Below are 12,197 nucleotides of genomic sequence, written 5' to 3'. Positions count from 1 at the left end.
CGTTATGATTATGGTATTGCCAATTTTATCAGAGGAAAACATCATGTTAAATCATCAACTTACAACAAAGGAAGAGGCAATCCAGTTAGCAGGACAAATGCTAGTAGACCGTGGATACGTTAATCCAGAATATAAAGAAAAAATGTTAGAGCGAGAAGAAATAACTTCAACGTATATGGGAAACTTTGTCGCTATTCCACATGGTACGGATGAAGCTAAAAAAGACGTAAAAGAATCTGGAATTGTCATTATTCAAATTCCAGATGGGGTGGATTTTGGTGATGGGAATATCGTTAAATTAGTTTTTGGTATTGCTGGTAAAGGTGACGACCACTTGGAGATTCTATCAAATATTGCAATCGCTGTATCCGAAATAGAAAATGTCGAAAAAATTGTTCATGCTACTTCACAAGAAGAAGTGCTTTCATTTTTTGAAGGAGTGAACTAAGATGAATGCTGTTCATTTTGGGGCTGGGAATATTGGAAGAGGTTTTATTGGATGTTTATTGTATGAGTCTGGATATAACACTTGTTTTGTAGATGTAAATAGAGAGATTGTTGACTTACTGAACGAAAAGAATCAATATACCGTTCAACTTGCAGAGAAGAATCACGAAGAGTTACTTGTAAAAAATGTACATGCAATAAACAGCCTAAGGGATCCTGAACTTGTCGTAGAAGCAATTGCTAATGCTGACCTTGTAACCGCAGCAGTTGGTCCAAACATACTTCCGCTTATTGCAGGATTAATAGCAAACGGACTAAAAAAACGACTTACACTATCCAAAGAGCCACTAACCATTATCGCTTGTGAAAACATGATTGGTGGTAGTTCTTTTTTAAAAGAAAAAGTATATGAACAGCTAAGTGAAGAGGAGAAATCTCTATTTGATGTACATTTTAGTTTCCCAAATGCAGCAGTAGATCGAATTGTTCCAAACCAAACAAACATAGATAAATTAGCCGTTACGGTAGAACCTTTTTATGAGTGGGTTGTAGATGAATCAGAAATAAAAGGTGAAAATCCACCTGTGAAAGGTATAACATTTGTACAGGATTTACAACCCTTTATAGAACGGAAGTTATTTACTGTAAATACAGGGCATGCTGTTGTTGCATATTTTGGTTATCTAGCCGGTATAAGAAGTATGCACGAGGCACTTGAGAATGTAGAGATTAGAAAACTGACTGAAAATGTATTAAGAGAAACAAGCAAGTATCTTACTACAAAATATTCATTTGATGAACAAGCACATGAAAAATACGTTCAAAAAATAATTGGTCGCTTTGCAAATCCATTTATATCGGATGATACTACAAGGGTAGCACGTTCACCAATGCGCAAGCTTAAAAGTAATGATCGGCTTGTACGTCCAGCAACACAATATGTTGATATGTTTAGAGAAATACCTGTTTATTTAGCAAGGGGTATTGCCTCTGCATTACATTATGATTATCAGGAAGACCCAGAAGCAAAAGAAATTCAAGAGACGATTCAACAAAAAGGAATAGAGTTTGCAATAGAAACGTTTACAGGATTAAAAGCTGGTACAGATTTATTTGAAGCAGTGTACGAACAATATAAACAAATCGCTAAGAAATAAAAAAACTATCTTCGAGTTAGATTATAAGGGAGACGATTATTTTGAAAACAAATACGTATATGGTAGTAGCTGAATCTGGGATCCATGCAAGACCTGCAACGGGACTCGTGAAAGTTGCAACGAAATTTTCTTCTGATATCTTTATCGAATATAAAGAGAAAAAAGTAAACTTAAAATCTATTTTAGGAGTCATGTCTCTTGGTATTCCTAGAGGTGGTTCCATTTCAATAATAACTGAAGGAATAGACGAAGAGGATGCGCTCAATAATATTGATGAATTTCTTAAAAACGAAGGAATTATAGAATCATGAATGATCTAATAGTAGGAATTGCTGCCTCAAGTGGCATAGCAATAGGTAAAGCATTTTTGCTAGTTGAACCAAAATTGACTGTCATTAAAAGGTCAATTACCAACAGCGCAGATGAAATAACAAGGTTTCACTTAGCATTAACGGAAGCTGAACAAGAATTGAAAGAAATACGAAAACATGCTGCTAATGATCTAGGAGCAGAAAATGCCTCAATTTTTGACGCACATATCCTTGTATTAAATGACCCGGAACTTCTAAGTTCTGTAGAAAATAAAATACAAGTAGAAGCGATAAATGCAGAAGCTGCTTTGCAAGAAACAGCAGATACTTTAATCGAAATGTTTCAACAGCTAGATAATGAATATATGCGGGAACGAGCAGCTGATATACAAGATGTAACAAAGCGAGTAATAGCAAAGCTTTTAGGAGTTAATATTCCTAACGTTGCAATGATAGACGAAGAAGTAATAATTATTTCGGAGGACTTAGCTCCTTCGGAAACGGCACAATTGAACAAGCAATTTGCTAAAGGTTTTACAACAGATATGGGAGGACGTACTTCCCATTCTGCAATTATGGCCCGTACGCTAGAGATTCCTGCAGTTGTTGGAACATCAAAAGCAACATCAACAATTAGGAACGGGGATATTATTATTGTTGATGGAGACAATGGAGAGGTTTTAATTAATCCTTCTAAAGATGTGATTTCATTTTATGAGGAAAAACGCAGTCAGCTAGAAGACCAAAAGAAAAAATTGGCGTTTCTGAAAAATGAACAAACTATCACATTGGATGGTAAACGGGTTGAAATAGCTGCAAACATTGGAACACCACGTGACGTCGAAAGTGTCATTGAAAATGGAGGGGAAGGGGTAGGTCTCTACCGAACTGAATTTCTTTATATGGAAAGAGAATCCATTCCTTCTGAGGAAGAACAGTTCCGAGCTTATAAACAAGTGTTAGAAAGTATGGGGAACAAACCTGTTGTCGTACGAACTTTAGACATTGGTGGAGATAAACAACTTCCATATTTAAATCTTCCAGAAGAGATGAATCCATTTCTAGGATATCGAGCGATACGACTGTGTTTAGCTGAACAAGACCTATTTCGTACCCAACTACGTGCCTTATTAAAAGCGAGTAGTTTTGGAAATTTGAAAATAATGTTTCCAATGGTTGCAACTTTAGAAGAATTCCGAGAAGCAAAACATCTATTGCTAGAAGAAAAACAATCTATGCAGGAGCAAGGATTTGCTGTGGCAGATAATATAGAGATTGGTATTATGGTAGAAATTCCTTCGACCGCAGTACTTGCAGATCAATTTGCACAAGAAGTTGACTTTTTCAGTATCGGGACGAATGATTTAATACAATATACAATGGCTGCTGATAGAATGAACGAACGAGTTTCATATTTATACCAACCATATAATCCTGCTATTTTACGATTAGTTAAAATGGTTATAGATGCAGCACATGCAAAAGGAAAGTGGGTAGGTATGTGCGGTGAAATGGCGGGCGATGCAATTGCAATTCCATTATTAGTTGGGCTAGGGTTAGATGAGTTTTCCATGAGTGTTCCATCCATGCTAAAAGCTAGAAGTCAAATTAATCAATTAAAACAAAGTGAAATGAAAAAACTTGTTGAGAGAGCATTAAATATGCAGACATCCGAACAAGTTAGGAAATACGTTATACAAGAGTTAAATATGAAATTAGATTAATAGAGAAGTAAAAAGAATCCCACTGAAATGTAGTCCAGTGGGATTTAATATTTATTTGCGTTTTTTCTTCGTTCCATTTTCCCCAAGTTCAGCAAACTCTCTTGAAAATTCTTCTTGAACTTCATTTGGTTTGATTTTTTGATTTTTCGGTGTTTGAGGAAGTGAATCTTTGTTTTTGCTTTTACCTTGCTTATTATCTCTACCCATGTGAATCCTCCTTTCGCATATTTTTAATATGTCGCAAAAACTAGATTTTACTCATAAAAAAGCACCGAGATTAATCCTCAGTGCGATTGTGTTTATATTAATTTTACTCACAAATTTTTAAGTAACATAAATTTGTGAGTCTATGAGCAAGCTCGATAAGCAACTTGGCACAATAATACAAAAGTGTAATTGAGTTAATTTCATAAATAGCATGTAATTATTAAAACACGAACAATGATTATTTGTTGATTGGAGCGACAGGCGGCGACTCCGGACGGAGGCCAACAGGATGTGGGTCACGAAGGCGTTGCCACACGATGTGGCGCTCTTAGCCTTCGTTCCTCTAAAGACAGATGAGACATCGCAAACGACGCGAATGCGGGGGTGATGGCTCATCGCTCACCCCGCGGAAAGCGTCCGCCGATAGCGGAAATCATGCTGATCTATGAAGAGTATATGATACATGTTTAACATTTCACTTAAATATTGTTCGTGTTTTATGCTCTAATTTTAAACTATGAAATTGATTCAATTCATTACAAACTCTCTTTTAAATTCATCCGCATCTTTTTGTTCAGGCATTATTAGTGAGGAATTAAAAGTGAATTTAAAGGTAGTGCCAACTCCAACTTCGCTTTCTACATGTATCGTTCCATTCATGGCACGTACAATGCTATACACAACCATCATACCAAGCCCTGTACCTTTTTTTCCTTTTGTAGAGTAGTATGGCTCTCCTAAATGTTTCAATTGTTCAGAAGTCATACCATCTCCAGTATCCTTTATAAGAATACTAACATTTGTTGGAGCACACTCCATTTCAACAGTTAATATACCTCCTTCAGGCATTGCTTCTATCGCGTTTTTTATAATATTTACTAAAAATTGATGGAACTTTTGCCTATCACCATTAATAATAATGTCATTTGAAAAGATTGAAACTATTTGAACAGAATTTCGATTTGCATTAGGTTGTAATAGTTCAATCGCTTGCTGTAGTTCTTCATGAACAATAAGAGATTCAGTTAATAGGGTTTCTTGCTTGGAAAAAGTTAAGTAATCTTGAATCACCTTTTCAGCTGATTTGAGTTCTTTTTTTATAATAGAAAGATATTGAACACGGTTTTCTACTGATATGTTTTCTAGTTGCAAGAGTTGAACAAAACCAATAGCAGCTGTTAGTGGGTTGCGGATCTCATGAGAAATAGCTGCACCCATTTGTTCAACTGCCTCTAGCCTTTTGGTATTTAATAGTTGATGGCGTAGCTGAATAGTTTTGGTAATTTCCTCGATAAAATATGTAATCATACCAACCCCTAATGGCTGGATAACTAGAAACGCAAAATACAAGTCATAAGAAGGATAAGGTAAATGAATAAATTCCAAGATTGTTTGTATAAAACTAAAAAAAAATGTTATTGCCACTGAAAATAGGATTCGAAGATTCGAAGATTGGTTTAAAAATGATGGAGATAGTCGCCATAACGTAAAAGAAATAACCCCATAAAGTGTCGCCGTCACCCAAAAACCTGTGTCGAAACCATAGAATCCCCTTATGCAAATGGTAAGTAATCCCAACAAAGGGCCTAATCCCATATAGAGTCCGCTAACGATTATTGGAATGTTCTTTAAATCGAATAAGAAACCTTCGTGTATAGGGTAACTAAAGGCATAACTGATAAAGAAACTAACGACAAAATACAAGGTTGCTACTACTTGAATAGATCCAATATTATTTAATCTTTCAGCCCATAGTAAACTTAAAAAAAGTAACACTACTAACAAAGATAGGTTGAAAAAAAAGTGCATAGTTAATTCCAAAGGATTACCTCTTTTCATCAACAAAATTGACTTAATTTGGGCTAGCCTTATATGCTGCCAGCTTAAAAACTGCACTAAAAATCTCAGTAAGAGATAAATTATTTATCTTCATCTCAAAAACCTATGTGATCTTTTTTACTTTAAATGAGGTTTAATTGGCTTAAAGGAAAATTGAATAACAGTCTCATTTCCAATTTTATTTTTAACATCAATTGTACCTTTCATCGTCCGAACTATTTTAAATGCGACAGTGATTGCATGGCTCGTACTTTGTAGTTGTTTTATGTTCTTCCTGTTTCCTGTATTTTGTATGGAAATAATAATGTTTGTACCGATATCTACTGTTTCTATTAGTAATCCACCACCGTTTGGCATACATTCTATAAAATATTTAATTATATTAATAAAACATTGGTGAAATTTTGAATAGTCACCTTCAATTAACTTTGTCGGGATTAAATTCATGGATATTTTTACTGAATTATAGTTAGCTAAAGGCTGCAATAAATTTATAACATGAGTTAGTTCTTCCTGTATATTTAATGCTTCTATGGTTGAAGTTTTCGGTTTGGAGTAAGTTAAATAATCTTGTATAATTCTTTCGGCAGCATCCAGTTCATTTTTTAAAATGGAGAGGTACTGATTCCTTTTTTGATGATCAAGAGAATCTTTATCAAGAAGTTCTACAAACCCAATAGCAGTTGTTAAAGGGTTCCTAATTTCGTGTGATATAGCAGCTCCCATTTGTTCAATAGCATCTAGTTTTTCAGCTCTAACCAGCTCTTGTTGCATCAGAATATTTTTTTCGGCCATTTCAATTATATAAGCAATCATGGCAACTCCAAGTGAGGGTATAATAATATGAGCAACTATCAAATCTAGCGTATGTCCAGAAGAGGTTAGGAATAACACAGCACCTAAAATACCAGCATTTATTAATAGAGTAATTCCTGTAGAAAACAGAATGCGGTATGTAGCAGGAAGCTTTAAAAACCAAGGAGATACGAGCCAAAAAATAATACTTAGACTTGGATAAATAATAAGTCCTAAAAAGAACCCAAAATTAATTCCATAGAATGCTCGACAAGCGATGAGTAAAAGAGCAAGTAAAGGACTTAGCCTCAGATAAAGACTGCCTATCAAAAAAGGAACAATTCGTAAATCTAACACTATTTCATCATTTAGATGATACGGAAATAAGAAACACAGTATTATAGAAGCTACAAAATAAAATTGAGCAGTTCGCCGGTGTAAACGGATGCTATCAAATCTCTTAAATAACGAAAAACAAAGGAAAAATAAAATGATTAATAAGGTTAGATTAAATAGAAAATGCTTTGTTATAAATCCCAAGTTTATACCTCTTCTACTAATGTTTATAAATTAATAGTAACTATAGTAGGAGAAATACACAATCTTTTTTTAAGTAATTATTTTGAATATTCTATTATAAAAAGCGATAAAAAACACCCCGTCTTATTTTTAAATAAGAGGGGTGTTTTTGGATTAATCGACTTTATTGAAAAAAGAAATTAGCTGTTTTGTAGTAGGGGATTGAATTCTATACATTAACTCTCGATCTGCATTATTTTCTATTCGTGGAATAATGGACTCAATAACATTAAATTTCCAAAAAGAAGGTTTGCTCTTTGTGCTTTTTTCTGTTTCAGAAGTCATCATTTTTTTTTGGAAAGGATGTAGCTTTGCCATTAGGAACTTATCTTTTACACGAATAAGTAAATACCCTTCATCTTCTTCGTGATTATATTTTTTTATAAGAGACTCTCCTAGTTCAAATGTGTTGGATTTGTTTTGAACAGATGGTGATATAACAAAAATATTCCCTTTACGAAATACCGAAGTATTGGATACTTGACGGAGACCTAAATCATTTATAAGAAAATCTAGGTTCACTTGTGATGCTGCGCTAGCGACTGACATATGAATACCTCCTTTACGTTTACACGGACTCATACTATAAGTATACCCTAACTTGTATTTAATATCTTCAATTTTGGCAATATTTTCTTAATAATTAAGTGGAATCTAACCATGGTAAGTGTAGATTTTAAAAGATTTGATAGAGAAAACATATAACATTCGCATGTAACCTATCCTGTTTCTATTTTTTTATGTTGATGGATATCTTGTTTTTAATGAGTTTGTCTCTACAGAGATATTTTATAACAGATTAATCTATAGCTATTTTAATTTGTGCTATGTATAATTTATTTAATATTTGTGTTGTATAACAGATGCTAGAGCTTAATGCAGCAATCGAAGCGGCAAGAGTTTTAACAGTGTCCAACATTTAGAAAAGCTAGCAGAAGATTTAATGATTGATTTTATAGAAAAACCAGGTTCTGACAATAGAATCTGGTTTTTTACTGCATTGACATCATTAGCAGAAAGAGTGGATGTATTTTATCTTCTTAAAACTTTTCTTTAAGTTTTATGTCTAATAGATAGAGGCAATTGAAATGGGGTGAAATATTGAACGAAAAGAAACTGGTACAAAAAGCAATTAAGGGCGATGAAAGTGCATTTTTAGAATTAATTCATTCATATGAGGAAGTATTGTACCGAACAGCTATATCTTATTTAAAAAATGAGGGAGAGGCACTAGAGGGTGTCCAAGAGGTGACATATAGGGCATATCGAAGTATAAAAACAGTTAAGGAGCCTGCTTATTTTAAAACATGGCTGATTCGGATTATGATGAACTATTGCCAGGATGTCATTAAGAAAAGTAAAAGAGAAGTGTTGGAGGAAAGAATAATTGGCATGCAAGAAGTAAATGAAGATTTCACTTTTTTAGAAGTGGAGGAAGCTCTTCTAAATCTAACTGATTACGAAAGAGAATTATTGCACTTGAAGTATTTTGAAGATATCAAAATAAAAGATATTGCCGTTATGTGGAATACACCAGAAGGAACAATCAAAACGAGGCTACATAAGGCATTACGCGCATTTAGGAACAACTTTGAAGAGAAAGGGGAGGTTAAACGTGTTTGAGGAGGAAGAAAAGAAATTAGAGCAAAGAAAAAAAACGATCGATAAAGTAGATGTGCCAATGGACAAAATCCATATTGCGGTTCAAAGTGGATTCGAAAAAGCGAAAAAAGAACGAACTTTAAAAAGAATGAAAATAATAAAACGGAGTTCGTGGTCAATAGTGATTGCTGCTATTCTTCTCATCTCATTTATCACATCGATCAGTGTTTCCCCCGCTTTCGCTAATAAAGTTGCATCGATACCTGGATTGGATCGGGTTGTTGCGCTCATACAGCAAGATAGGGGCTTAACTGCGGCGATAGAAAATGACTTTTATCAACCAATAAATAAGTCACAAGAAAAGAACGGTATTACGGTAACCCTCGATGGTGTAATTGCAGATGATAAAGGAATGGTTATTTTTTACTCCGTACATTCAAAAGAAATTGATTTGAGCTCTCTAGAATTAAAGTATCTTCAATTATCATCAGGAATTAGCCCTCGATATAGTGTAAATTTAAATAATTACATTTTGAATTTGACTCCAAAAGAAGGAACAGACTTTTATAGTTCAGTGGAGACTATAGAAAGAGTAGCATTCTCAAAGGATCCTTCTTGGGGTTTAGGAATAAAAAACGGGGATAAGATTGAACATTTTAAAATTCCGTTTTCCTACAAAATAATGAATGTGGAAGATAAAAATATAGTTGTGGATAAAGACGTAATAATAGATGGCCAACTTATAAAGGTAAAATATTTATTTGTAGATCCAGTAAGAACTACGGTTGTGTTAGAGGAAGATCCAAATAATTCAATGAAACTTCTTTCGAGAGCATTTGATAATTTAAAACTTGTTGACGAAATGGGTAGATCTTGGTCAGCTATGCCTGGAAATTCTTTTAAAATATTACCGAAGGGAAACCAGTGGGAAGTTCCTCTTATGGAGAGTTTTTATTTCCATAATCCAAAGGAATTAACATTAACTTTTGGAAAAGTTGCAGCAATGGAAAAAGAGGACGCTTATATTTTAATAGATACGGAAACAAAGGAAATTTTGAAACAACCTTCTGAATCGATTTTCTCTGACCTACAGGTGAAGGATGGGAAAGTTAGTTTTTCGATACGAAGTAATGATGATTTGACATTTTTCCCAAAATTCTCAGATGCAGATGGAAAAGAATTTTTAATATTCGAACGTGGACTTAGACCATATCTTAAGAGTTATGTAATAGGCTCATTGACTAAAATTTCTAATATGGAAAAGAAACTTGAATTCGAACTTCCATTCGAATCTTTTACAAATCCACTACGATTCGATCTAGATATATACCCTTCCCGAATTGAAGAGGATGTAGAGGTAAAAATAATACCAGAAGATTCTCTGAAAAGGAGAATCTGGAAGTCGGACAGTCATTTCTAAATCCTCCATAAGAGTCAGTGATAATAATGATTTAGGGCTTAACTGATTCAGTGTGAATATGATTATAGCTGGTGGACTTATAGAAAAATAGATAGTATCCATTCATAAAGAAGCGCTAAGCGGACGAAATTCCATCTTCGTCCGCTTTTAAAAGAATAGGAAAGGATTTATTCTCTAATTATCCAAAACAAATGCAATATACCTTTACAAATTTCAAGAAGGCGACGGGCAAACATTCACCATAAGATTACCGAAAAAAATGGCTCGTGAAGTGACACAGTCACTTCACGAGCCAAATTCTTACAGTAATAGTGTAGCCAATGTTTCGTCCAAAGCACCCTGGAAATAGTAAAGACAAAATGCACTTAAAAGAAACTTGCGTTTTTCTTAATACATATTCACAATGCCGACCTGATCTATTTTAAATTCCATATATCCGGTTGGTTGAACAGTGAAATACATCTTATTTTCACCACTCATAAGAGGCCCATAATAATTATTTTCAAGCTCCACATTAATAGATGCGATATATTCTACTTGGGAACCACTTCTTCCGACTTCTGTTAACTTAATGAATTCGACTTTTTTAATGCCTTTTTTAAATTCAGTTACATTAAAAGAAGAGTAGGGAAAAAACTGATTTTGTGCAACCTTTGAGTCAACAAGTAAGTAATTGAAAAGAATTGAAATTGGATTTATATTTCCTGGAATATCCAAATCCCAATATGGCTCCTTGCTAACTCGCCAACCAGTTTTTTCAACATATTGATATTCAACAATATACATTTGCTTTTCTTTCATCTCTCCGAAAGGAACAGTTACTCGATAAAATGTTGTATTTTTATCGGTCTTAATGAACTCTGCAGATGCTTTTGTCCATTCCTCTAAAGAACCACCATCCGCTTCAATCTGTGCAAGCTTTCCATTGTATTCAATAATTCCTCGATCTTTTATAAACTGATCAGCTGCAGACTGTGTCATCGATTGTGTTAAGTAGTTATTTAATTTATTTTTTGTATCAATTTTACTTGATAAGTAACGATACGTATTTCCGTTGAAAAAGAACGTTTTGTATTCGCCAGGTCCATATTCCCCACCGGCTTGCACATAGCTTGAAGCTACTTTAAATTTTGTGGCCATTTCGACAGCTAATTTTGAAGAAATTGTCGTAGCTGTATTTTTCTCTTGTTTAGGCTCTTTACTAATTTTCCATCCTATATTGTTTAAATATTGATATTCAACGATGAAATCTTGCTTTTCATTAGTATTCCACACAGGAATGGTTAATCGATAATAAATAGAGTTCTTTTCGGTTTTCACATATTTAGCTGTTGCCTTTTCCCATTGTAATAGGGAGCCACCATCTGCTTCTACTTGAGCTAATTTGCCTTTATACTCAATAATTCCTCTACTTTTAATAAATTGCTCTGCTTCTGAAGGGACTAAAACCTTTTCTAAGTAGCTTTTTAACTTTTTTTTCGTATCGATTGAGCTAGATAAGTAGCGGTATGTTTTATTATTATAAGAAAATGTTCTATATTCATCTTTTTTATAGTCTCCACCACGCTGTATATAATTGGATACTTTATTAAATTCTACAGCTAGATTTAGAGCTTGTTTTGGTGTTAATTCCTTTTTTTGTTTTGAGGTTTGTTCAACTTTCGATTGTTCTTTCGCTAAAACTACTGCATTTTGCGAAAAGGGGAGGCCCAACATGATAATAGTCAAACCTGTTATCAAAAACCTTTTACTACTTCCAACCATCCAATAATCCCTCCATAAATTGTTTTAATTACTAATATTTTATTAGACGTCGTTAATTACATTGACGTTACAACTAAAAAAATCTTTTTTCCTTCCCTTATAAATAGTAAACACAGGTAAGAATTATTCATTAAAAGAGATAAAGTGCCAATCCTACGTCGTTCAAGACTTCTTCTTATACTACTGCTACACTATAAGACAAAAAAATAGAGGGGAACTTTAATAATAATTCAGGCTTTACTTTATAATTTCTGGAAAATAATTAAAAAACGATACTACTGCGGGGGAAAGTGAGTTATTTCAAAGATTTTCTGATTTATTGGATGAAGGTAATGGGCAATAAAAAAACTGC

11 protein-coding genes are annotated in these 12,197 nt (G+C 33.8%); 6 read left to right on the top strand and 5 right to left on the bottom strand.

Annotated elements, in window-relative coordinates:
- Positions 1–10: 10 nt before the first annotated feature.
- The 4 genes from ACTSKG_RS10155 to ptsP are packed head-to-tail and all read left to right on the top strand — an operon-like array spanning position 11 to position 3,639.
- Positions 11–448: a PTS sugar transporter subunit IIA gene (locus ACTSKG_RS10155; RefSeq protein WP_464754519.1), complete on the top strand. Its 438-nt coding sequence runs from the start codon at positions 11–13 to the stop codon at positions 446–448.
- Position 449: 1 nt separating this feature from the next.
- Positions 450–1,604: a mannitol-1-phosphate 5-dehydrogenase gene (locus ACTSKG_RS10150; protein ID WP_464754518.1), complete on the top strand. Its 1,155-nt coding sequence runs from the start codon at positions 450–452 to the stop codon at positions 1,602–1,604.
- Positions 1,605–1,645: 41 nt separating this feature from the next.
- Positions 1,646–1,915 (top strand): phosphocarrier protein HPr, encoded by a 270-nt coding sequence (locus ACTSKG_RS10145; RefSeq protein ID WP_464754517.1) that lies wholly within the window; start codon positions 1,646–1,648, stop codon positions 1,913–1,915.
- The gene (gene ptsP, locus ACTSKG_RS10140) at positions 1,912–3,639 is read left to right on the top strand and encodes a phosphoenolpyruvate--protein phosphotransferase (RefSeq protein WP_464754516.1); all 1,728 of its coding nucleotides are present in this window, start codon (positions 1,912–1,914) and stop codon (positions 3,637–3,639) included. The genes ACTSKG_RS10145 and ptsP overlap by 4 nt, the downstream gene beginning before the upstream one ends.
- A gap of 51 nt (positions 3,640–3,690) precedes the next feature.
- Here ptsP and ACTSKG_RS10135 read toward each other — a convergent pair whose 3' ends face one another.
- The 4 genes from ACTSKG_RS10135 to ACTSKG_RS10120 all read right to left on the bottom strand — a co-directional run bounded on the left by ACTSKG_RS10135 (position 3,691) and on the right by ACTSKG_RS10120 (position 7,608).
- Positions 3,691–3,846 (bottom strand): YfhD family protein, encoded by a 156-nt coding sequence (locus tag ACTSKG_RS10135; RefSeq protein ID WP_464754515.1) that lies wholly within the window; start codon positions 3,844–3,846, stop codon positions 3,691–3,693.
- Between the two features lie 528 nt (positions 3,847–4,374).
- Complete coding sequence (locus ACTSKG_RS10130; protein ID WP_464754514.1) at positions 4,375–5,667, bottom strand: ATP-binding protein; 1,293 nt, start codon at positions 5,665–5,667, stop codon at positions 4,375–4,377.
- A 135-nt stretch (positions 5,668–5,802) separates the two neighbouring features.
- Positions 5,803–7,020 carry a histidine kinase dimerization/phospho-acceptor domain-containing protein gene (locus ACTSKG_RS10125; protein WP_464754513.1) on the bottom strand — a complete coding sequence of 406 codons (1,218 nt, stop codon included), beginning with the start codon at positions 7,018–7,020 and terminating at the stop codon, positions 5,803–5,805.
- 153 nt (positions 7,021–7,173) lie between these two features.
- Complete coding sequence (locus ACTSKG_RS10120; RefSeq protein WP_464754512.1) at positions 7,174–7,608, bottom strand: hypothetical protein; 435 nt, start codon at positions 7,606–7,608, stop codon at positions 7,174–7,176.
- A gap of 552 nt (positions 7,609–8,160) precedes the next feature.
- On the opposite strand from ACTSKG_RS10120, the gene ACTSKG_RS10115 reads away from it, so the two are divergent.
- Both ACTSKG_RS10115 and ACTSKG_RS10110 read left to right on the top strand, forming a co-directional pair.
- A complete protein-coding gene (locus tag ACTSKG_RS10115; protein ID WP_464754511.1) occupies positions 8,161–8,682 on the top strand; it encodes a sigma-70 family RNA polymerase sigma factor in 522 nt (173 codons plus the stop codon).
- Positions 8,675–10,081, top strand: coding sequence for a DUF4179 domain-containing protein (locus ACTSKG_RS10110; RefSeq protein WP_464754510.1), 1,407 nt, complete (start codon positions 8,675–8,677; stop codon positions 10,079–10,081). The genes ACTSKG_RS10115 and ACTSKG_RS10110 overlap by 8 nt, the downstream gene beginning before the upstream one ends.
- 387 nt (positions 10,082–10,468) lie before the next feature.
- On the opposite strand, the gene ACTSKG_RS10105 is transcribed toward ACTSKG_RS10110, so the two are convergent.
- Positions 10,469–11,845 (bottom strand): DL-endopeptidase inhibitor IseA family protein, encoded by a 1,377-nt coding sequence (locus ACTSKG_RS10105; protein WP_464754509.1) that lies wholly within the window; start codon positions 11,843–11,845, stop codon positions 10,469–10,471.
- Positions 11,846–12,197 lie beyond the last annotated feature (352 nt).

This window comes from Psychrobacillus syltrankelensis, assembly GCF_055454035.1.
The sequence above is the reverse complement of the archived record's forward strand: the minus strand, read 5'-3'. Positions and strand labels throughout refer to the sequence as shown.

Excerpts from the sequence above, each read along its gene's own strand:
- ACTSKG_RS10155 (WP_464754519.1), top strand. The coding sequence starts at position 11 with ATGGTATTGCCAATTTTATCAGAGGAAAACATCATGTTAAATCATCAA.
- ACTSKG_RS10150 (WP_464754518.1), top strand. The coding sequence starts at position 450 with ATGAATGCTGTTCATTTTGGGGCTGGGAATATTGGAAGAGGTTTTATT.
- ptsP (WP_464754516.1), top strand. The coding sequence starts at position 1,912 with ATGAATGATCTAATAGTAGGAATTGCTGCCTCAAGTGGCATAGCAATA.
- ACTSKG_RS10135 (WP_464754515.1), bottom strand. The coding sequence starts at position 3,846 with ATGGGTAGAGATAATAAGCAAGGTAAAAGCAAAAACAAAGATTCACTT.
- ACTSKG_RS10120 (WP_464754512.1), bottom strand. The coding sequence starts at position 7,608 with ATGTCAGTCGCTAGCGCAGCATCACAAGTGAACCTAGATTTTCTTATA.
- ACTSKG_RS10105 (WP_464754509.1), bottom strand. The coding sequence starts at position 11,845 with ATGGTTGGAAGTAGTAAAAGGTTTTTGATAACAGGTTTGACTATTATC.